Here is a 22,250-nt window from a genome sequence, read left to right as displayed (position 1 = left end):
CTCGCCAGAAGGAGGCGAAAAAATGGGACAGATTGGGATCAGTCTCTACCCAGAACAAACCACGGTAGCGAAGGCGACTGCTTATCTAGAAATGGCTCATCAGCTTGGGTATCGGCGGCTGTTTACATCGCTATTGCAGTTGTCCGGCGAAAAAGGCCGCGATCAGTTGGCCATTTTTAAGGCTGTTGTCGCCAAAGCAACTCAACTTGGATTTAAAACGATTGTCGATATTGCGCCACCGTTATTTTCCGAGTTAGAAATTGATTATCATGATCTGAGTTTCTTTCACGAACTGGGCGTCTGGGGCTTGCGGCTTGACGAGGGATTTACTGGGCAAGAAGAGGCGTTGATGACGCATAACCAGTATGGCTTGAAAATTGAGATCAATATGAGTGCTGGCACGAATTATGTTGATGCCATCATGCCGTTTGGACCACGTCTAGATAACTTGTTAGGCTGCCACAATTTTTACCCGCAGCAATATACTGGTTTGGGTGATGAGCGGTTTGTGGCCTACTCGCAGAAGTTTCGACATTATGGCATTCGCACTGCGGCATTTGTGACTGCGCCAAGTGCTGATCATGGGCCGTGGCCGATCAGCGAAGGCTTGCCGACACTGGAAAGTGATCGCGATCGGGCCATTGCCAGTCAGGTGCACCATTTGCGACTGACCGAGGTGATTGACGATGTGTTAATCGGCAATGCGATGGCGAGCGAGGCTGATTTGCACGCCGCGGCACTGGCCTTCTTCTGTCCGTATCCGGCATTGCGCGTGCATCCAACGGCGGCCATTTCTGAATTGGAAACCAAGATTGCATTCAGTGAGGCGCATTTATATCGTGGTGACGCCTCAGATTATCTGGTTCGCGACACCCAACCGCGCGTTCGCTATGCAGGACAGGCGATTCCGGCGCATGATGCAACTGGCACGTTACACCGTGGCGATGTTGTCGTGGTGAATGAGACGTATGCCCGCTATGCCGGAGAACTGCAAATTGTCCTGCGTGAACTGGCAAATGATGGCCGACGCAATAAAATTGGTCAATTAACCGACTCAGATCTCGACTTATTGCCGTTGCTGAAACCATGGCGGACGTTCATGTTAAAGCATGTTAAAAGTTAGAGCCACAAACCGCCGATGAGTTAACAGAAACTGATCATGACAAAGGAGAAAACGCGATGACGCAAGTGAATGAACAAACGATCATGGGCTTGATTATAGCAGGCGGCAATGCCAAGAGTGCGGCCTTCACCGCGATTCAAGCTGCCAAAGCCGGTGACTTTCCTGAAGCAACTGTGCAATTAAAAGAAGCTGATGATGCATTAGTGTCAGCGCATAATGCGCAAACAGAGCTGCTGACCGCCGAAGCCAGTGGCAATCACGCCGAGGTGTCACTGCTGATGGTCCACGCGCAGGATCATCTCATGAATGCCATCACTTTCCGCGATTTGGCCGGTGAGGTTGTCGCTGTTTATCAGCGGATGGCAGAAATGACAACCGCGCCAACTGTTTAATCATGGGCGCAACACAAAAATGACAAACGAAAAGCCGGTCAGATGATGATCGGCTTTTTTGAATGGTGTAACGCTAACAAGAAACAGTGAACAGGTCAGGACAAAATTTGCAATTACCGAAACAAAGAATTTTTGCCCACGTCACAGTGCCTTTTAGACTTGAAAGATCAAAGTCTACGACTACAGAGCTTGGCACGACAGAGAATTGTTTAGCCCAATCTTTTCACGAATCCATATTGGGGAACAATGATCAACCCATCACCTTACGCAACTTACCAACGGCAATCGGCAAGGTGAGATAAGGTTTCTCTTTGTCCAAATCGCTCATCACTGTTTTCGGCAACAGGACATCGCTTTGGACGCCGTCAACATACATGACCGCATTATCAAGATTGAAGACATCCGTGCCGTAACGTTTGAGCAACTGTTCCCGCAAGTCTGACATGACAACTCGCTGCTGGTAAATGTAAAAGCCATTGTCGTCGGCTTCTGGATATTTACCACCGATGAGATTCAGCTTTTCAGGAGCATTATCGAGTGGCACAAACACTTTACCGGAAACCTTCTCTGCTTCTTCCTCGTCAACGACACCATCATGGTTCACGTCTTGCGCGGCTGTCGCAACCGCGACTGGCGCTTTCGTAACGGAACCTTCCAAAACGGCCATATGCGTCATATCTGCTGGCGTATTAAACATCTCAATGCGAATTTGCAGGGCATCATCATCCGTGACTTCAAGATTCGCAAACCCGTGTGCTTTCCGACCGATACAATCATCATTAAGCGCCTGTAACGTTGCCCTATATCGCTTACGCATAAACACGCCTCCATTATTATTTAGGGTTTCCTAACTCCACCTTTACCATAGTCTTTTTAGCCTAAAAATCAAGGCTGTGAAACCGCGCGAAACAGCGTTAAGTCAAGGGAGAGAGGGGGTATAGACCGCTTTGAAAAGTTGATTTTTTTAGTTAATAAAGCAGCAAAAGAGCCACAAGATGTCGTTGGTTTTGGTGACAGCCTAATTGTGGATGCTAGTGGCAGTTATGCCAAGTTGTCAGCGTGATTCAGGCGGGCAGCATCGCGCTTACGAAACAATATGCTTAACACTAGTATCAAAAGCTAGCATAAACAGTGCTTTTTCAAAGTGAACTCATTGGCTGGTCGCTGCTGGTTAGTATAACGATTTCAAAAAGAAGTAAATTATTTTTTTATAAACGCTTTCAGTACCGTAATCATGTTTGGAGGTGTATATTTAAATTGGAATCGTTTTAATATAGGAGGTGCGCCATGAAAGTTGTCATTTTCTCCACCTGTATCGTAGATCTTTTCTTCCCGAACGTTGGGGCAGCAATGGTCGAAGTATTGGAACGCTTTGGCTGTGAAACCTTCATGCCGGTTAAGCAGATTTGTTGCGGCCAACCGACATATAATTCAGGTTACGTGAAAGCTACGCAGAAGGTCTTTCGTAATGAGATCGATGCGTTGCTGTCAGTTGACGCCGATTACATCGTCGGGCCAGCTGGTTCTTGCGTAAATATGCTGCGCGAATACCGCGTTTTACTTAAAGATGATCCGGAATATGCTGAAAAGGCGAAGGAAGTCGCCGACAAAACATTTGAATTCTCCCAGTTTCTGTATCGGGTTTTGAATGTGATTGATGCAGGCGCTGAACTCGATGCCAAAGCTACCTATCATCGCTCTTGCCACATGACCCGGTTGTTGGGTGAGCGGACAGCACCATTCGCTTTGCTTGATCATGTGAAGGATCTGCAAATGGAACCACTCCCACATATCGAAAACTGCTGCGGCTTCGGCGGCATGTTTTCCGCTAAAGAGCCGGAGATTTCCAAGCAGATGGTGGATGAAAAAGTCGACGATGTGCTGAGTACTGGGGCCAAAGTCCTGATTTCGGCTGATCCAGCCTGCTTGATGAATATTTCCGGTCGCTTCTCTCGCCGTCAGGAAAAAATTAAGATCATGCACATTGCTGAAGTGCTCAACCACAATGTTGACCCGAAACGGATCAAATTCCATGATCCACTGCCGGTAGAACAGGAGGTGCGCCTATGAGTATCGTCACCAGTGATAAACCATTCTTGGAGCGGGTGAAAGAATCCGAACAGGACAAGTTCATGCAGGCAAGTGTTGCCAAAGCACAAGACGCCCAGTGGGATAAACGCGAGGCGTCACGTCACGAACTTGGCAACTGGCCGCAATGGCGCGATCTTGGCGAACAGATCCGCCAGCATGTGATCAAATACTTACCGGATTATTTAGAAGAATTTAGCGATAACGTTGAAAAACGCGGCGGGCACGTTTACTTTGCCAAAACGGACAAAGAAGCCGCGGCTTACATCACGAACCTTGCCAAGAAGAAGCAGGCCAAGAAGATTGTGAAGTCCAAGTCGATGGTCACCACCGAAATCAATTTGGACAAAGATTTGTTGAAGATTCCTGGCACCCAGCTGATGGAAACTGATTTGGCTGAGTTTATTTTGCAAGAAGACGATTGGGCAGAACCAACCCACATCGTTTTCCCGGCATTGGCGAAAAACCGCGATCAGGTCAAAACCATTTTCGATAAACTGGGTTACAAAGGTGACAACGATCCAGAACATTTAGCCAGATTCGCGCGTGAATACTTGCGGCGCTATTTCTTACAAGCTGATTTCGGTATTACGGGGTGCAATTTTGCGATTGCCGACTCTGGATTGATCAATTTGGTCACCAATGAAGGCAATGCCGATCTGACCATGGCGATTCCTAAGACACAGGTGGTCGTGATGGGGATGGAACGGATTGTCCCAAGTTTGAAGGAAGCAGAAACACTGGATAACATGTTGTCTCGGTCAGCTGTGGGACAGAAACTGACCAGCTATTGTTCTTTCTCTGGCAAGCAAGTTGACGGCGAAGCAGACGGACCAGAAGATTTTCATGTGGTCATTGTCGATAATGGCCGCAGTAACGCCCTTGGCACGCCATTCGAGCCAGTCTTGCAATGCATTCGCTGTGGCGCATGTCTCAATGTCTGCCCAGTTTATCGACATATCGGTGGTCATGGCTACGGCTCAATCTACCCAGGACCAATCGGCGCGGTGCTTTCACCAGTTTTAGACGGTTATGAAAAGTTCGGCGATTTGCCATTTGCTTCAAGTCTCTGCGCTGCATGTACCGAAACCTGTCCCGTTCGCATTCCGCTTCACGAATTGTTGATCAAGCATCGTGAAGTCATGATGGATAAGCTCAAGATGGATCACAGCTTCAACGACAAGATCATGAAAATGGTTGGCGTTGGCACCAGCGCTCCGGTTTTATTCAACATGGCGCTTGATATGGATCATGCCATGATGGGCGTTTTGGCTACGAAGGATCAAGGCAGCGTGGAAAATGAGTACAATAGTGGTCGCATCAAACAAACTAAGATGTTGCCGAAACTCGCACGCGGCTGGACCGATGTGCGTGACCTGCCACGGCCACCGAAGAAGAACGAGAACTTCCGTCACTGGTTCAAGGAGCACAAGGCAGCATTGGAGGCGCAAAAACATGAGTGATCACACGAATCGGGAAGATTTTTTGAACGCCATCGCTGAAAAAGCCGGCCGACCGCGGCACCAGCTCAAAGATCATCCATTTGAGCCGCTCAATGATCTGCCAGAAACAACCTTGTCTGGCCACTCTCAAGATGAGCTAGAAACCATCGCTAAGAAAAATAGCGAAGGGGTGCATGTCACGTTTAAAACCACCACCAAAGCTGATTTGGCGGCTGCCTTGAATGCTTACATTGAGCAAGATGCGCCTAAAACAATGATTTTGCCAACCACTGACAAGTACGCAGATTTTGGCTTGACCGAATGGACCAACACCGTCAGTCCTAAGCCGATGTACTGGACGCCAGGCAAAGGCCGCGACTTCAATTTGAAGCAAGCGGCGGCTGCGGACGTCGCCATCGGCTTTGCGGATTATTTGCTGGCTGAATCAGGCACGATTACCGTTGCCACCACCCCTGGCCAAGGCCGTGGCTTCCACTTCCTGCCAACCCATTACTTGGCTATTATCAAAAAGAGCAACACCCTGCCACGTTCTCGCCAAGCCATGGATCATTACGATGCTGACATTAAAGCCGGTAAGCTCCAAACCAGCAACATCAACTTCATCACCGGTCCATCCAACTCTGGCGACATCGAAATGACCCTCGTTGTCGGCGTCCACGGCCCGTTGGACATGACTTACTTGGTTGTAGAGGATATGTAGTTTGATATCTTTAGTTGTTTAGTTCTATTCTGGGCTAAGTTTTAATTGATGATCTGAGCTGGCTACTCGGGGATGGGGGATGGCGACCGCGAAGCTAGAGCTGTGGGCACGACTTCAAGCCCGCCAAAACCGCGGTCTTGAAGATCGGCCTTGGTCTAGGCGGAGAAAACCACGCACCAAGACCAATTTCACGGCTGAGCCCCATCCCCGCTCCGCCAGCTCTCTGCATTCTGTCGTAGGATTGGAGCCAAGATAGGCACATCTTCTGTCAATGTGATGACAAAATGAGATGTTTCAGAAATCTGTGATCTGACTTTGACAAGTGATTGCCGAAGTTTCTCAGGTCTAGCTTATTAGTGAGCAGTTGTTCTTGGTGAGTTGTCAATATCATGTCAAGTGTTTCGGAAGTCCGTTTTTCTCTATTCTGTTGTGGTGACTCGATGGAGAAGAAACGGGCTTTTTAATTTGGCACTATGTCTACCAAACAAGCGTTTTGTGATACACCCCCTTCTGATATTTGAAGACCCTATTGCTAAGGCGGAGCAATCGTAGGCCAGATGGGGCTCAGCCGTGCAAACAACATCAGCTCCAGCTGGCCGGAGATTGCGGAGTTTGGCACGGCAAGCCCTTTTTTAGTCCAGATTGTTTTTCCAATTTATTCGATATCTGACAGATCACAAGGTCTAGATGAAATTATGGCTCGGCTTGTGCTTTTGTCTTTGATTAAAAAGATAGCGCTATCGTTCACTATGGTATACTAAACACGAAACGCGCCGTTGCGGCGTAATGCGAATGAAGGAGAACACAAAATATGACTGAAGCAATTGATTTGAAATCTGGGATGGTCTTTGTTAAGGATGGCAAGCTTATCAAGGTACTGGAGTCCAACCACCACAAGCCTGGCAAGGGCAACACCGTCATGCAAATGAAGCTCTACGACATTCGTTCCGGCGCTAACGTTACCACCACCATGCGGCCAAGCGAAAAAGTCGAAATTGCGATTATGGATCGTAAAAAGGCGACTTATCTCTACACGCAAGATGACACTGCCTACTTCATGGACAGCGACAGCTACGAGCAATATGAATTGCCAACTTCAAGCATTGAGCATGAATTGAAGTTCATGCTGCCCAACGTTCCGGTTGAAATTGAATTCTACGGCGATGAAGTCATCGGCTTGGAACTGCCAGGTAGCGTTGAACTTAAAGTCACCGAAACCCAGCCGGCTGTCAAAGGCGGCACTGTGGCGGGCGGCGGCAAGCCAGCAACATTGGAAACTGGCTTAGTTGTTACCGTGCCTGATTTCGTCAAAGATGGCGAAACTATTATCGTCACGACCGACACAGGAACTTACAAAGGCCGTGCTCAAAAATAATTTCGAAAGCAAGCTGACCACACAGTGAATAATCTGTGTGGTTTTTTTGTTATGACGAATTGTCAACTCAAGTGCAACTTTTTACCCATGAAGACTTCTGATGGCGTCTTCCAGCCTAAGACCTTGCGTGGTCGATTATTCAGTTGTTCAATGTAAGTCTCAATTTCCTGGTCGCTCTGAAGGTCTAGGTCTGTGTTCTTGGGAAAGTATTCTCTAATCAGTCCGTTGGTGTTTTCGTTAGTTCCTCGTTGTTGAGGCGCGTGTGGGTCAGGAAAGAAGACCTTTGTATTCAGACGTTCTGCCAGCTCCCTGTACCGGGCAAACTCCCTTCCACGGTGTTCTTACTCGGTTAGCTGGTAAGGCACCAAGCAGCTCAATCATGACGTCTCTAACAGTGTCAGCTTTTGCGTTGGCCGTTCGCTTCGAAAGCAGATAGCGTGATTTACGGTCAACTAATGTTACTAATGCAGAGTGTCCTGTTTTACCGCGTACTGTATCGCCTTCCTAGTGACCAAACCAGCTGCGATTTTCTGCCGACCGGGGTCGGTCGTGAATTGATGGCACGTCATTGAAGCGCCCCCGGCGTTCATTTATGGTGCCTTTGATTTTGCGCGTCTTGCCTCGGTGTCGAAGCAGCCTTGGTAGCCCGCGAGCACCATGGCTCTTCAATGGAACACCGAGATTATCTAGGTAGATACCTCTGTAGATAGTCGAATAGCTGATGCGAATAGGACTGCCTTCTAGTGACAAGCGACCGGCAATCTGCTCAGGCGACCAATGTAGCACCGTGATATATCGAATGACAGCGTCACGAGTCCCCGGTCGATCGAGGATCCGAGGACGCCTGCTAGCCAAGCGAACCCGCCGGTAGCGGTCCTGAGCGGTGGCTGCCGAATAGTTCCGCCAGCCGCCGTTACGTGCAATTTCACGGCTGACTGTACTCTTGGAACGACCTATCTCTTTGGCGATGGTATCAAGAGTTTTGCCTGTAGAGATACCAAGCAGTATCGATTCACGGTCTTTTAAGGTAAGATGGGTGTACGGACTCATAGTCGAGTTCTCCTTGTAGTTGGTCTTGTGGTGATTCCATTTTACAAGGACTCAGGCTATGAGTCTTTTCTATTTGACTAATTTGTTGCACTTGAATTGTAAATCCGTCATCCAAAAACGTGTCTTTTTGCCGCATCATTACGTAACATGCAGGTTGGGACATCATTCACAGTTTGTCATAGATAACCCGTTGGCATTTAGAGACACCAGTGCCAAGGCGGAGCAATCGTAGGCCAGATGGGGCTCAGCCGTGCAAACAACACAGCGACCGGGTTTTGGAGCTGATGTTGTTAGGCGACTTCGAGACCGCGGGTTTTGCGGGCTCGAAGCGCCGTCTCCGCTCTAGCTCCGCGTCGCAAGCCCCTTCTGGCCGTAGATTGCGGAGTTTGGCACGGCATAGAACTTTAGCCTAATGTCTTTTCCCAGATTAGTTGGAATCCAACAAATCATAAATCCTAGGAGAAAATTATCGATCAACCTCACCAGCAGGTAACAAGTCACTTAACCACTTCAATCAAACCCCGTCACACCAAGGTAGAATAATTGTGACTCCTGACCAATTAGCCTAAAATACAGTCCGAAAGGGTGTGATGGTGATGACCATGCCACGCGCGCAACGAATTAAAATTTTAATTGTTTTGGGGATGATGTCGTTATTAACGGCTCTGTCTGGGTCGAGTACGAACTTGGCCATGCCGAAAATTTCGGCGGATCTCATGATTTCCAGCAGTGCCGCGACTTGGATTGTGTCCATCGGCCTCATTACGACCTCTGTTTTACTGGTCATGTTTGGCCATATCGGTGATTTGGTCTCAAAAAATCTCGTCTTTTTGATCGGCGAAATGGTATTCATTGTTGGTTCATTGTTAACTGGGATCGCGCCGACTTATCTAACCATCCTTGCCGGTCGCGTCATTCAAGCCGTTGGGTCGGCGATGATCATGGCGAATTCGATGGGCATCGTTAGCCAATACTTTCCTGATGCTAATCGGGCAGAGGCGTTAGCGGTGATCTCAATGTTTGTTTCCGTCGGGTCGATTTCCGGCCCGGCATTTGGTGGCATTTTGATTACTTGGGCAAGCTGGCGATGGATTTACCTTTTCAATGTCCCAGTTGGTCTGCTGATCGTGTTTGCGGGGATGCGATTTTTGCCACTGCGCCGGCCAGCAACTGGGGAGATTAAGCAAGTCTGGGGTAACGCCAATTGGACAGGGCAAAATCTGTTTACTGGCGGGATGATCTTGACCTTTGCCAGTGGCTATTGGCTTCAGCAGCCGACGCAGCATCTGTTGGGATTTCTCATCCTTGCTGGTGGGGCGATTTTGACGTTGTTGGCTTTCATCCAAGATCAACGTGCCAAGTCACCGTGGATTGCGCCAGCATTGATGCATAATCCCGATTATTTAATATCCGTCAGCGTGCTGCTGATCGTCATGTTGGTTAACTCCGTTTCCAACATTTTGTTGCCATTCTATTTGCAAAGTTACGGCGGCATTTCTGCCTTTGAAAGCGGCCTGTTGATGATGCTGCAAAGTGTTGTCATGTTGATGATTACACCGTTTGCCGGCTGGCTTGCCGATCATTGGAATCGTTACTATCTCACGATTCTGGGCTTGTTAGTCCTGATTGTGTCACAAGTCGGCTACGCCTTTTATCCAGCAAAATTGTCGATGGCACCCATCATCTGGCCGATTGTGCTCAATGGAGCGGGCATGGCGTTGTTCCTTTCGCCAAACAATGCCTTAACGATGGGAGCGGTTGATGCTAGCGTCTCTGGTGTGGCCGGATCGCTGAACTCGTTGGCGCGAACCATCGGAATGACCATCGGCATCAGCTTTGGTGCTACGTTACTTTTTGCCCAGCTGCCAGGCGTCACGCGAATTTCGCCGCAGTCGGGGGCACCATTCCTGCATGCATTGGCCTTTGTTTTCTGGTTAGCAACCATTGTTTCCGTGGTTGGATTAATAATTGTCATTTTTCGAACAATTCGCAGTCGGCGAACGAAGGCTTCAGTTCAATAAATCCAAGTGAAACATATGAAAGCGGTTAAATAAAACTGAGCATTTGCTCAGCTTTATTTGTATAAGATGGCAGCTTGTCTGACAAAAGCGAAAATTCTATGAGCAAAAGCCGAATATTAGTCCACTATTTGACGATTTTCCGATTCTTGCCAGTGTTATTTAATATAAGCTATTCTTAGCATCATCACTCAAAATGAAAACAAAAACGCGTGTCGATTATTAGGTTAGGTGGGCTTCTTACTGCCCATAAATAAGGAATCCATCTAGAGAATATTTACGGGATATACAATTTTTAATTTGAGATCGGTAGCATAAATGTGACAAAAGTAAGATCAAAGAATTAGTTTTTTTAGGCGAAATTGAGGATTCGCTTATTTACATTAATGGATTTCTAATGTAAGGTAAGTTCAATCATTTTAGGAGGGAACAGGATGAAATTTAGAAAGACAATGGTTGCGGGCTCTGCGCTCGCGCTTGCAGGGGTGTTAGCAGCCTGTGGTTCTAATTCTTCTAGCAGCAGTAAAGGTACTTCGATTACACGGATGGAGAGTGATGTGATCTCCACGATGGATCCATCAACGACCACCGATGCTATTTCTGGTCAGGCATTGATTGATACCATGGATGGCTTGTATCGGTACAATGGCAGCAAATTGGAAAATGCCATGGCCAAGAGTCAACCAACTGTTACTGATGGCGGGAAGACCTATACCTTCAAGTTACGTAATGCTAAATGGAGTAACGGTGATCCAGTCACAGCCCAAGATTTTGTGTTTGCTTGGCGGCGGACGGTTGAACCGAAGACCAAGTCACAATACGCCTACCTATATTCAGGCGTTAAAAACGCTGATGACATCACAGCCGGTAAAAAAGCGGCCAGCACGCTTGGGGTTACCGCCGTCAACAAGACGACTTTGAAAGTCACCTTGGACCACGCGATTCCTTATTTCAAGACCATGTTGGTTAACCCAGCATTCTTCCCACAAAATGAGAAATTCGTTGAAAAATCTGGTAAGAAATTCGGAACTACTTCCAAGTACATCTTGTCCAATGGTCCTTACCAGTTGAAGAACTGGAACGGCACTGGCAACACTTGGAAAGAAACTAAGAACACTACTTACTGGAATGCTAAGAACGTTCACATCGATACCCTTAATGGTCAAGTGGTTAAGGATTCGCAAACCGCGATGAACCTGTATCAGTCGAAGAAACTTGATATCGCAGCTTTGCAAGGTGAACAAGCGGCTCAAGCAAAATCCATGTCTGATTTCAAAGGCCTCAAGCAAAGTGCGACCTTCTATCTTGAATTGAACGAGAAGAAGGATCCAATCTTTAAGAACACCAAGATTCGTCAGGCAATTTCCATGTCGATTGATCGCGAGGCATACATTAAGAAGGTTCTGAATGATGCTTCCATCGCGGCCAACAATGTGACCCCTGAAGGATTGTTCGAAAAGAACGGTCAAGACTTCTCCAAGACGGCATCTAAAGCTGAATCCTCCGCTGTTAAGTACGATCCAGCCAAGGCTAAAGAGTTGTGGACAGAAGGTTTGAAAGAAGTCGGTCAGTCCGCACCAACTTTGGAACTGCTGACAGACGATACGACCAATGCTAAGCGTTCTGCCGAATACTTCCAAAGCACCTTGCAACAGAACCTGCCAGGTCTGAAAGTTACCATCGCTACAGTACCATTCAAGACGCGTCTATCTCGTTCCCAAAATGGTCAGTTCGATATGGTTATCTCCGCTTGGAGTGCTGATTTCCCAGATGCTATTTCCTTCTTGGATCTGTTCACCTCCGATAACAGTTACAACGATGGCAAGTGGTCAAATGCTGAATACGATGCTTTGATCAAGCAGTCCAAGACGACCGATGCGACCAACGCAACCGCTCGTTGGAACACCTTACTCAAGGCCCAAGAACTGTTGACGAAGGAACAAGGCGTTGTACCGCTGTATCAACGGGTACAAACAACCTTGCAGCGTAAGACCATTACCGGTTTGAATTACAACCCAACCAATTCCTACAACTTTGTGAATGCGAAAGTTAAGTAGAACTTAGTCGGATTATGGTCTAACAACCGCGTTTTTAAACCAAAACGTGAGCAGTTACGAATAACTGCCCGCTAGTTTCAAATAAGTAGTTCTCACAAACGGCGTTGTCTCGTGTTCTGCGGCGGACAACGCTGTTTGCTTATCAGGGCGTGTGCCCATAAACAGGAGTGAATCATGGTCAAATATATTTTAAAACGGATCGGCTTCCTGCTCCTGACACTGTTTATTGTTGCCAGCGCTACCTTCTTCCTGATGAAGTTGTTGCCGGGGACGCCGTTTAACAACCCCAAAATTCCAGCAGATCAACTGCTGATTTTGAAGAAACAGTATGGATTGGATAAGCCGGTTTGGATGCAATACCTAACTTATATAGTCGGAATCTCACATGGCGATTTTGGAATGTCCTATCAATTTCCTGGCCAAACCGTGTCAAACTTAATCGCTTCTCGGATTGGACCATCTCTACAAATTGGCGCACAGGCGATGGTCGTCGGCACACTTGCCGGGATCTTGCTTGGTGCCATTGCCGCGATCCGCAAGAACACATGGGTTGACGCGACTGCTACCATTTTTGCGATTCTCGGTCGCTCAATTCCTAACTTCGTGTTCGCCGCACTGCTGCAGCTTTTTGCTTTCAAAACTGGCGCCTTTCCAGTAGCACTTTGGGGCGGCTTCTCTTATAGCATTTTGCCGACAGTTGCCTTGGCGATCGCACCGCTTGCCCAAACGGCCCGATTCATGCGAACTGAAATGGTCGATGTGCTTAGTTCTGATTACATTGAACTGGCACGTTCCAAAGGTGAATCACGCTGGCAAGTTGTTGCCAAGCATGCGCTGCGTAACTCAATGATTCCGATTGTGACCATCATCGGACCAATGGCTGTTGACTTAATGGTCGGCTCACTGGTTGTCGAGAACATCTTTGCGATCCCCGGGATTGGGGAACAATTCGTTAAGTCAATTACGACCAACGATTACCCAGTTATCATGGGACTGACCATTCTCTACAGTGCCATGCTGACGGTTGTGATCCTTGTCGTCGATATTCTTTACGGCTTCATTGATCCACGAATCCGATTGAGCGGGGAGGCAAACTAATGGCAACAAGTAAATTAAGTCCAGATGCATTCAAGCATGTTAAAGTGGATGCGGCTGAACAGGAACGTATTGCCACGCCTGCGCTGACGTTCACGCAAGATGCGATTCGGCGATTGAAGAAAAACAAGGCCGCAGTGATTTCCCTGTGGGTGCTCGTTTTCATCGCGTTCATTTCTATCATTTCTATCTGGTTATCACCTTCTAATCCAAACAAGCAAAGCCTGAACTATGCGAACCTGCCGCCCAAATGGCCAGGTATCGATTTGCCAGGTTTGAACGGCTACATGAACGGTCAAAACAAATACGCCGGCATGGGTAAAAATGTTTACTTCTTGCTGGGTACCGATTATCTCGGCCGTGACCTGTTGTCTCGAATCATGGTCGGCACCCGAGTTTCACTGTTCATCGGGATTGTCGCAACTTTCTTCGATTTGACCATCGGGGTTTTCTACGGCATCATCTCCGGCTGGCGCGGGGGCATGACCGATACGTTGATGCAACGTGTTATTGAAATCATCTCCAGTATTCCTAACTTGGTTGTTGTTATTCTGATGCTGCTGGTCTTCCGTCCTGGCTTGACCTCCATTATCTTGGCGATTGCCTTCACTGGGTGGGTGACCATGGCTCGACTCATTCGTGCGCAGACGTTGCAGTTAAAAGATCAGGAATTCGTCTTAGCTGCTAGAACGTTAGGCGAGTCGAGCATCAAAATTGCCTTTAAACATCTGATCCCTAATCTGAGTTCAACGATTATCATTCAAACGATGTTCACCATTCCGACAGCGATCTTCTTTGAAGCCTTCCTGAGTTATATCGGGATCGGGCTGCCAGCACCGACTGCTAGTCTTGGGACCTTGCTGTCAGATGGTCAAAAGAATCTGCAAGTGCTGCCATATCAGCTGTTATATCCGGCGATCGTGATTGTCATTCTGATGCTGGCCTTCAACTTGCTGGCTGATGGTTTGCGCGATGCCTTTGATCCGCGCAGTGAACATTAGGAGGTGGCAAAATGAGTAAAATTCTAGAAGTAAAAGATTTACAGATTGACTTTGCCACCTATGCCGGCCCTGTCCACGCCATCCGCAATGTCAATTTTGACCTTAACAAAGGTGAGACGCTGGCCATTGTTGGTGAGTCTGGTTCTGGTAAATCCGTTACCGTACGAACAGTGATGGGCTTGTTAGCCCCGAATGCGAAAATTACGCATGGCGAAGTGCTGTTTAACGGCGAGGACATTCTCAAAAAATCCGAGAAACAGCTCAATGCAATGCGTGGCAATGATGTCGCCATGATTTTTCAAGACCCGATGACCTCACTGGATCCAACTATGACCATTGGGAAACAAGTGGCAGAGCCGTTACTGTTGCATAGTAAAATCAGTAAAGCAGATGCGCTCAAGGAAGCGGAACGCGTGTTGGATTTGGTTGGCATCAAGGATGCCGGCGGTCGCTTAAAGGACTATCCACATCAGTTCTCTGGTGGGCAGCGTCAGCGGATTGTCATTGCCATTGCGATCATCAATCACCCGCAGATTCTGCTGGCTGATGAACCAACAACCGCTTTGGACGTGACGATTCAGGCACAAATTATTCATCTCTTGAAAGAAATTCAGTCGAAGATCGACACCTCAATCATTTTCATCACCCATGACCTTGGCGTAGTTGCTGGGATTGCCGATCGTGTTGCGGTTATGTATGCTGGCAAGATTGTTGAGTATGGTACGGTTGACGAAATCTTTTACAATGCCCAGCATCCGTATACGTGGGGGTTGCTTGAAGCTATGCCAACACTTGAAACCAAGAGTGATCGACTGTACGCCATTCCTGGGACACCACCGGACTTGCTTGATCCGCCAAAAGGTGACGCGTTCGCACCGCGAAATCCATACGCGATGGCGATTGACCTCGAACAGGAACCGCCATTCTTCAAGATCTCACCGACCCATTCGGCGGCAACTTGGCTATTAGCACCAGGCGCACCGAAAGTGGAATTACCGCCAGAAATTGCGCGGCGACATGCCTTATGGGCAAGTAAACATCAAGATGAAAAGGTGGTGAACTAACGTGGTCGACAAAAAAGACAAAAAGGTTCTTGTGTCCGTCAAACACTTGGTTCAAACCTTCAATGCCGGGAAAAAAGACCAAGTGAAAGCCATTCAGGATATCTCGTTTGATATTTATGAAGGCGAAACTTTGGGCTTGGTTGGTGAATCTGGTTCTGGTAAAACCACCACTGGCCGGGCGATCATTCGCTTGTACGACCCAACCAGCGGCGAGATTTTGTACAATGGCAACGACATTGCCAAACTGAAAAATGGCTCCAAACAGATGCTGGCTTTCCGCCGGGCCACCCAGATGATTTTTCAGGATCCTTATGCGTCCTTAAATCCGCGAATGAAAGTCAAAGACATCATCGCGGAAGGCATTGATATTCATCATTTGGCCAAAAACAACGCTGATCGCGATCATCAAGTTGAGCAGTTGTTGGAAGAAGTCGGTTTAAACGCCGATCACGCGACTCGCTATCCCCATGAGTTCTCCGGTGGTCAGCGCCAGCGGATCGGGATTGCCCGTGCATTGGCCGTACAGCCTAAGTTCATTATCGCCGATGAACCGATCAGCGCGCTGGACGTTTCCATTCAGGCGCAGGTCGTCAACCTGCTGAAGGACATTCAGGATCGCCAAGGGTTGACGTACCTGTTCATTGCACATGATTTATCGATGGTCAAGTATATCTCAGATCGTATCGCTGTTATGCATTATGGACGGTTGGTTGAATTGGCAACGGCGGATGAAGTTTATAGTCATCCGTTACACCCTTACACCAAGAGTTTACTCTCAGCGATTCCGGTACCTGATCCAGATGTTGAGCGCAGACGCGTGCCGCTGCCGTATGACGCCAGCAAGGTCGAAGGCGACAACAAGAAACGTAAAATGGTTGAGGTTTATCCTGAACATTACATTTTTGCCGCTGATGACGAAGTGGCGGCTTATAAAGCTGAAGCCGAAGCGGATCATCAAGGGGTTAAAGCTGCCCAGTAAACGCCTACTGAGCGCTGTGCTTCAATGATCGCGTAAGAATGCCGAACATGTGAAACTTGCATGTTCGGCTTTTTGCGTACAAATGTCTTACCCACACATTTCTAGACGAGTAAGCACATTCTTGTCGTTGATGTCGTCAAAATGCTGACGTAATAGGCATAATCGTTACAGTTTTGGTTAAGTCGGGCTGAACTTTTCTGTTTATTGCCGCTAATTTGGTGCGCTTCTGCTACACTATGGTCAAAGACAGAACGTTCGTCGGACCGGTTGCTGGCCTGATGAACGTGTTTATAAGGAGCGTGCAGGAGATGACCAAGTTTTACTTTGTGCGGCATGGACAGACGGAAACGAATTTGGCGCGGCGATTTAACGGTGGACGAACCGATACGCCGTTGACAGCGAGTGGCCGCGATGGTGCAATCGCAGTTGGACGCTTTTTGGCGACGACTGGTTTTGCGGGCATCTATGCCAGTCCGATGCCGCGGGCGCAAACAACGGCTGAATTAATTGTGGCCCAAAGCCGAGTCGTTCAACCGCCGATTGTGACGGATCGTGATTTGCGCGAGGTAGATTTAGGCAAATGGGATGGTCAGCCGCTCACTTCTGTCCAGGATGATCCTGAGATTGATCATTATTATCATCATTTGACGGCGTTTGATAACCAGCGTATCGGTGCAGAATCATTTGCCCATGCGTTAAAACGTGGACGGCGGGCAATCAATCGGATTTATGATGCCCATCCAGACGGCAAAGTGCTCGTTGTGGCACACGGTTTAATCGGCATGCTGTTATTAAGCACATACCTCGGTGCCGATCTCGATTCTGCGCGTGATGCGATGCGCATTCCGCCGAATAATAGTATCAGTGAATTGGACACCTCAGATGGCGAAGAGTTCACACGTGGCAGCTTATGGGCCTTTGTGCCAGCAACCGCGGAAAGTAAATAACAATGCTGAATAAATTGGCATTGTTTTTTTATTGTGTATTTTTTAATTAATTAAGCTGATTTTTGGCAGTTCCTCATTGCGAGCGTTTACAATAGTTATAGAGCAAGAATTGGTGAGTTGATGTGGGGGATCAGTGCGGTTATGTTCTGTGAGAATAGGCCATCTTTAGATTATTAAATAATATTATAAAATCTTTTGATAGCCCGGAGTTTCATCTAATGTTAAAGCATAACGCCGCACATTAAAGGTGGGGGAAACCATGTTAGACAACATCGGGAAATTGGTGCACCAACAGCGCCGCAGTTTGAACTTGACGATTGAGAAGTTGGCGGAGCGATCCGGCGTCTCGATCAGTCTGATTTCGCGAATGGAGCGTGGAGACGTCAACAATATCAGCATAAAAAAATTGACCGACATTGCGCGGGCTTTAAATATGCAGGTAGGCGACTTCTTCATTGCTCCGGAAATGAGCGATATTAGCACATTAGCGGTGGTGAAATACTTAACCCACTTACCAGAGAAAGAACGGGCGCGTGTTTCCGAGGTACTCATGCAGGTGATTAACCTGTAAGTACCACCTTTTTAGAACAGTCTGTCACTTGAGGCTGTTCTTTTTTGATATCAAAAATGTCAGAATGACCTTAAAAGGATGGCGCAACCCGTTGTCAGTCAGCTGGTAAAACGCGTATACTAAATGCACTGATTTTAGACAATGAGCGCGACCTGGCACGGTTAGCTTGGTTTGACAAAGTGGCACTGGATAGTTGATCAAGTATTGGTTCGGCTAACAGGCTTTCTTCACAATAACCGACCGCCATCTGGAGAACGCATTTCAAAAGAAGGAGAATGATCGACATGACATTTGAAGCAATTTTACCGTCCCTTAAAGCCGGCAAGAAGGCCGTTCGCACCGGCTGGGAAGGTACTGAGTTGTATGTGCAACTAGTTCCGGAAGGCAAATTCGAAGGCGACACTTTGAATCCGTATTTTTTGATCAAAACTGCCGACGAAGCTTTCAGTCTCTGGTCACCGACTGACTGTGACATTTTGGCTGAAGATTGGCAGCTTGTGAACGCATGACGCATTTCGACTTCACCGACAAGACCGTCATCATCACCGGCGCGGCTTCTGGCATCGGTGCGGCGCAGGCGGCGGCTTTTCAGGCGGCTGGTGCCACTGTGGTAGGAATTGACCTCCAACCAATTAGCAACCTCACAGACGCCATTCAGGCCGATGTGAGCGATCCTGCCACGGCAGCAGCGATTGCGGCTCAATACCAGCCAGATATTGTCTGCAATACGGCGGGCGTGTTGGATGGTTATCAAACTGTGACCGATACGGCGCTCTCGGCATGGCAGCACATTCTCGATGTCGATCTCACCAGTCCGTTCTTAATGATCAAGGCGCTGCTGCCGGGGATGCTGGCTCGCGGACACGGCGTTTTCATCAATATGAGTTCCATCGCTGGTTTAGTCGGTGGTGGTGGCGGCGTGGCGTATACCGCCGCTAAGCACGCCGTCATCGGCCTCACCAAGCAATTAGACCTCGATTACGCCGCCAAAGGCATTCGCGCCAACGCGCTCGCACCAGGCGCTATCAACACGCCCATGAACGCCGCTGATTTTGCCGGCGACGGGAAAATGGCTGCGTGGGTTGCTCAAGAAACCCCAGCCAAACGCTGGGCCAAGCCCGAGGAAGTCGCGCAATTATCCTTATTTCTGGCCAGCGATGCTGCTGATTATATTCACGGAACCGTGATTCCCATTGACGGCGGCTGGCTCGAAAAGTAAACTTAATGCATTGCAACACCAAAACTGAAAACGGAAGGCAATCCTTCCACGACGATACTTACTTTCCTTTGATCGTCGTTACTACTGGCATAGCCACAAAGGAGAACAAACATGCAAACAACTTCAACCACCCATCGTTCAATCGTCAGTCTCGCCAAAACCGCCATGATCACGTCCATTTACGTCGTGATGACCCTCATGCTCAGTCCACTCAGCTTCGGGGTCGTACAAGTTCGGTTCTCCGAGATGCTCAACTACACGGCACTCTTCAACCGCCGTTATGTCTGGGCCGTCACGCTGGGTGTTTTTTTGGCCAATTTAACCTCGCCAACCGCACTCCTCGATGTCCCAATCGGCACCCTCGGCACGCTCGTCTTCATCATCATCAGCCGCTGGTTAGCCAAACACGCCCAGCCAAAATGGGCTAAATTCACCATCATGGGCATCCTTTTCGCCTTATCCATGTTCACCATTGCCGGCGAACTGACCATCCTCACAAAAGTCCCATTCTGGCCAACCTACGCTACCATCGCGCTTGGCGAAGCCATTTCGATGGCCGTCGGTGGCGTTGTGATGATGATTTTGACACGGTTTGTGGATTTGGATAAGTAAGCGATAAGGCTATTGAAAGAGGCTTCTATAGAAAAAAAGCTTACTGGCAGGAAAGGTTTCGCTGAAGCTTTTCGATCTGGCAGAAGGGCACGCAGGCCTGATTGCTGTGGTCAAAAGTTGTCGCAGGGGTTAGGCTTCCGATGCACCTGATTTTGGCCAAATATTGGTTAAATACAAAAAGACACCGAGGCAATGGTCTCGATGTCTTTTTAAATGGAAGGGATACACCCTAAATCTTTTTTAAGCAAGATGCTAATCCTAGGTAATGATGGTCTTTTCACTGTTACTTTTTTAATGTCTGCATGACATCCTTAGCAATCAACGTGTAGTAATGGGGCCGGCCAGCGTCGTTCGGATGGACACCGTCATCAGCAAACCAGTCGTCATTGCCACCAGCCAGATAATACCAATCCACCACATGCAAATTGGCATGGGTTTTCGCTGCTGCATGAATCAACTTGTTAACTGGATCAATCCACGCCTTCCCGGGAGCATACGCAGTCACCCAGAAGACCTGGCGCTCAGTCCCAAGCTGATCCAGAATCCCGTTAATGTCGGCCTCTGTCATCGGTCCGTTCGTACCCAAACTGATCACAACCGTGTTAGCCAACTTACCGCTAGACTTCAGCTGACTAATAATCGCTGGGGCTGCCTGCACCTGCCGGCCAACCTCAGCATCAATCGACATCTCCGGAAAAAGCACCTTCAAATATGCCGAACTCCCCAGCATAATCGAATCGCCAATCGCCGACACCGGCAACGTTTTGGCCGCATTAATCTCGCTGTCAGTTAAGCCATAAAGCCGATACTGATTCAGCACCTTTTCCTTCTTCACCTTCGCCTTAGAATCCTTCTGAATGCGCTGACGCGTCGATTGGTTAACCGCAATCGCCTGCTCAGACTGATAATGCTTGACGTAGAAGAACCCCGCGACACCAGCAATTGCCAATCCCAACGCGATGCTTAATAGCCAGTCACGTAGACGTAGCTTGTTTTTTTTCATGATTTAGTGAACCCCCAAAAGTTGCATTGCTTATATTTTAAACTAAAAATCAGGTTAGTCTGATTACAAGTTAGGGTCATTCTGACGGGTTTTTGTGGAATTGTAAAGAGACTGTCATATTGAAGTGGCATAGGCCTAAAATAGGCTTTTATTTTTGTTAAAATAGGTTTTCTAGGTACTATATGCCTAAGCATCGTATATTATGATTGATATTGACCATTGGCTTCCAATGGTAAATCTCTGTGATCAACAGTCGATAGACGAGAAAAGCTATTTATATTTTTGAGATTCTGTGAAGAAGATTCAGTGCCGATGAACTTGAAATACATCTCGCAATAAGGGAGGTAGATTAAACTTTGAACTTGTTAATCACGGGTGGAGCTGGGTTTATTGGCAGCAACTTCGTTCCCTAGATTGCATAATTAAAGTTACCACCCAGAAAATGTGAAAAAAGACCTGTCCGTTCTTGCTAAAATGGTGTTTGCATAACATACCATCTAGAGAGAAGGACAGGTCCCATGGCCATTATAACCTTAATTGAACGATCTCAGATAGAACTGATGCAACACCACACGATTCAATACATCGCCGCGACCTTAGGCCGCTCTCGTATTTCTATTAGGCATGAGCTTCACCGTTGCCCTGAAGGTGATTACTGCGCCATTATAGCTCAGGATCATGCCGATACTTGTCGGCATCGTTGTGGTCGGCACTCGATTTTAACGCCTAAGTTGAAGCGGATGGTAACTGAGAAGCTAAACCTAGGTTGGTCCCCTGAAATGGTCGGTTATGCCGTTCACTGTGCGCCACACACGATTTACCACTGGATTTATCAAAGACAAGTCGATTTTCAGCCAAGCCAACTCTTTGATCACGGTAAACGTCATAAAAGAAGACAAGACCTTCGGTCGCGCTATAACCAAGCAGTAGGCACCTCAATTGAGATTCGCAGTGAGTCAGCTAATCGGCGAACCGAAAAAGGACATTTAGAGATGGATACAGTTCGCGGTGGTCGCGGGTCAAAGGCTGCTGTTTTGACCATTGTCGATCGGGTGACACGTTTAATGGCGACAACTAAGCTTGAAAACTTATCACAAAATGCTGTTCTCAAGGGATTTGCAAGACTGATGGTGGACTTTCCGGGTCCGGTTCGATCAGTGACGGTTGATCACGGTAAAGAGTTTTCCTGCGATCAGGCGCTTACAAAGCGCTATCGGATACCGGTTTACTTTTGCCACGCCTATCACCCGAATGAACGGGGCACAAATGAACGGTTCAATCGAGAACTTCGCTACTATTTCCCGAAGGGAACACAGTTTGATCAGGTTTCAGAGACCGATATTCAACAAGCCACAGCGCTTATCAATAACAAACCTAGAAAATGTCTCCGTTGGCAAACCCCAGTTCAAGCAGTGAGCAAGCCTCTTTCTAGGTGGTAACTTTATTATTGCAATCTAGGAAATGCATAAAAGATTTCTGAATTGTATAGAAAT

General features: G+C 47.9%; 20 protein-coding genes, 1 pseudogene and 1 riboswitch. Of the genes and pseudogenes, 18 read left to right on the top strand and 3 right to left on the bottom strand.

Annotated elements, in window-relative coordinates:
* Positions 1-22: 22 nt before the first annotated feature.
* The gene (locus LBPC_RS10455) at positions 23-1,123 is read left to right on the top strand and encodes a DUF871 domain-containing protein (RefSeq protein ID WP_003662045.1); all 1,101 of its coding nucleotides are present in this window, start codon (positions 23-25) and stop codon (positions 1,121-1,123) included.
* A 56-nt stretch (positions 1,124-1,179) separates the two neighbouring features.
* Positions 1,180-1,515: a PTS lactose/cellobiose transporter subunit IIA gene (locus tag LBPC_RS10450; protein WP_003588351.1), complete on the top strand. Its 336-nt coding sequence runs from the start codon at positions 1,180-1,182 to the stop codon at positions 1,513-1,515.
* A 250-nt stretch (positions 1,516-1,765) separates the two neighbouring features.
* Here LBPC_RS10450 and LBPC_RS10445 read toward each other — a convergent pair whose 3' ends face one another.
* Entirely contained in the window at positions 1,766-2,332 is a 567-nt protein-coding gene (locus tag LBPC_RS10445; RefSeq protein ID WP_003566723.1) for a hypothetical protein, read from the bottom strand.
* A 470-nt stretch (positions 2,333-2,802) separates the two neighbouring features.
* On the opposite strand from LBPC_RS10445, the gene LBPC_RS10440 reads away from it, so the two are divergent.
* From LBPC_RS10440 to efp, 4 genes are all read left to right on the top strand, one after another.
* Positions 2,803-3,585 (top strand): (Fe-S)-binding protein, encoded by a 783-nt coding sequence (locus tag LBPC_RS10440; RefSeq protein WP_003662046.1) that lies wholly within the window; start codon positions 2,803-2,805, stop codon positions 3,583-3,585.
* Entirely contained in the window at positions 3,582-5,066 is a 1,485-nt protein-coding gene (locus LBPC_RS10435) for a LutB/LldF family L-lactate oxidation iron-sulfur protein (RefSeq protein WP_003570969.1), read from the top strand. The genes LBPC_RS10440 and LBPC_RS10435 overlap by 4 nt, the downstream gene beginning before the upstream one ends.
* Positions 5,059-5,766: a LutC/YkgG family protein gene (locus LBPC_RS10430; RefSeq protein ID WP_003662047.1), complete on the top strand. Its 708-nt coding sequence runs from the start codon at positions 5,059-5,061 to the stop codon at positions 5,764-5,766. The genes LBPC_RS10435 and LBPC_RS10430 overlap by 8 nt, the downstream gene beginning before the upstream one ends.
* Before the next feature lie 811 nt (positions 5,767-6,577).
* Positions 6,578-7,141: an elongation factor P gene (efp, locus tag LBPC_RS10425; RefSeq protein ID WP_003566713.1), complete on the top strand. Its 564-nt coding sequence runs from the start codon at positions 6,578-6,580 to the stop codon at positions 7,139-7,141.
* Positions 7,142-7,203: 62 nt separating this feature from the next.
* Here efp and LBPC_RS10420 read toward each other — a convergent pair.
* Positions 7,204-8,191 (bottom strand): annotated as a pseudogene (locus tag LBPC_RS10420) (IS30 family transposase).
* Between the two features lie 596 nt (positions 8,192-8,787).
* Here LBPC_RS10420 and LBPC_RS10415 point away from each other — a divergent pair.
* The 11 genes from LBPC_RS10415 to LBPC_RS10365 all read left to right on the top strand — a co-directional run bounded on the left by LBPC_RS10415 (position 8,788) and on the right by LBPC_RS10365 (position 19,754).
* The gene (locus tag LBPC_RS10415; RefSeq protein WP_016377316.1) at positions 8,788-10,212 is read left to right on the top strand and encodes an MFS transporter; all 1,425 of its coding nucleotides are present in this window, start codon (positions 8,788-8,790) and stop codon (positions 10,210-10,212) included.
* A 431-nt stretch (positions 10,213-10,643) separates the two neighbouring features.
* A complete protein-coding gene (locus LBPC_RS10410; RefSeq protein WP_003566710.1) occupies positions 10,644-12,266 on the top strand; it encodes a peptide ABC transporter substrate-binding protein in 1,623 nt (540 codons plus the stop codon).
* Between the two features lie 174 nt (positions 12,267-12,440).
* The gene (gene opp3b / locus LBPC_RS10405; protein ID WP_003566708.1) at positions 12,441-13,364 is read left to right on the top strand and encodes an oligopeptide ABC transporter permease; all 924 of its coding nucleotides are present in this window, start codon (positions 12,441-12,443) and stop codon (positions 13,362-13,364) included.
* The gene (locus LBPC_RS10400; RefSeq protein WP_003566706.1) at positions 13,364-14,362 is read left to right on the top strand and encodes an ABC transporter permease; all 999 of its coding nucleotides are present in this window, start codon (positions 13,364-13,366) and stop codon (positions 14,360-14,362) included. Before opp3b ends, LBPC_RS10400 begins: the two co-directional genes overlap by 1 nt.
* Positions 14,363-14,373: 11 nt before the next feature.
* On the top strand, positions 14,374-15,426 hold the full coding sequence (locus LBPC_RS10395) for an ABC transporter ATP-binding protein (RefSeq protein ID WP_003566704.1): 1,053 nt from the start codon (positions 14,374-14,376) through the stop codon (positions 15,424-15,426).
* A gap of 1 nt (position 15,427) precedes the next feature.
* The gene (locus LBPC_RS10390) at positions 15,428-16,405 is read left to right on the top strand and encodes an ABC transporter ATP-binding protein (RefSeq protein WP_003566702.1); all 978 of its coding nucleotides are present in this window, start codon (positions 15,428-15,430) and stop codon (positions 16,403-16,405) included.
* A gap of 308 nt (positions 16,406-16,713) precedes the next feature.
* Positions 16,714-17,352 (top strand): histidine phosphatase family protein, encoded by a 639-nt coding sequence (locus tag LBPC_RS10385; protein ID WP_003570958.1) that lies wholly within the window; start codon positions 16,714-16,716, stop codon positions 17,350-17,352.
* 259 nt (positions 17,353-17,611) lie between these two features.
* Entirely contained in the window at positions 17,612-17,923 is a 312-nt protein-coding gene (locus LBPC_RS10380; RefSeq protein ID WP_003566698.1) for a helix-turn-helix domain-containing protein, read from the top strand.
* A gap of 284 nt (positions 17,924-18,207) precedes the next feature.
* The gene (locus tag LBPC_RS10375; RefSeq protein ID WP_003566696.1) at positions 18,208-18,432 is read left to right on the top strand and encodes a DUF2829 domain-containing protein; all 225 of its coding nucleotides are present in this window, start codon (positions 18,208-18,210) and stop codon (positions 18,430-18,432) included.
* Complete coding sequence (locus LBPC_RS10370; RefSeq protein ID WP_003662055.1) at positions 18,429-19,142, top strand: 3-oxoacyl-ACP reductase; 714 nt, start codon at positions 18,429-18,431, stop codon at positions 19,140-19,142. The genes LBPC_RS10375 and LBPC_RS10370 overlap by 4 nt, the downstream gene beginning before the upstream one ends.
* 15 nt (positions 19,143-19,157) lie before the next feature.
* Positions 19,158-19,256, top strand: a riboswitch (PreQ1 riboswitch).
* Positions 19,254-19,754 (top strand): QueT transporter family protein, encoded by a 501-nt coding sequence (locus tag LBPC_RS10365; protein ID WP_016383829.1) that lies wholly within the window; start codon positions 19,254-19,256, stop codon positions 19,752-19,754. Its footprint overlaps the riboswitch before it by 3 nt.
* A 283-nt stretch (positions 19,755-20,037) precedes the next feature.
* Here the strand turns inward: LBPC_RS10365 and LBPC_RS10360 are convergent, their stop codons facing one another.
* Complete coding sequence (locus tag LBPC_RS10360) at positions 20,038-20,757, bottom strand: SGNH/GDSL hydrolase family protein (RefSeq protein ID WP_003580147.1); 720 nt, start codon at positions 20,755-20,757, stop codon at positions 20,038-20,040.
* A 518-nt stretch (positions 20,758-21,275) separates the two neighbouring features.
* Between LBPC_RS10360 and LBPC_RS10355 the strand changes: the two genes are divergently transcribed.
* Positions 21,276-22,196: an IS30 family transposase gene (locus LBPC_RS10355; protein WP_003574021.1), complete on the top strand. Its 921-nt coding sequence runs from the start codon at positions 21,276-21,278 to the stop codon at positions 22,194-22,196.
* The last annotated feature ends 54 nt before the right edge of the window (positions 22,197-22,250 follow it).

The organism is Lacticaseibacillus paracasei subsp. paracasei, from assembly GCF_000829035.1.
In the GTDB taxonomy this organism is placed as follows: Bacteria; Bacillota; Bacilli; order Lactobacillales; family Lactobacillaceae; genus Lacticaseibacillus; species Lacticaseibacillus paracasei.
Note: the sequence above shows the minus strand (reverse complement) of the source record. Positions and strands in the feature narration are given on the sequence as shown.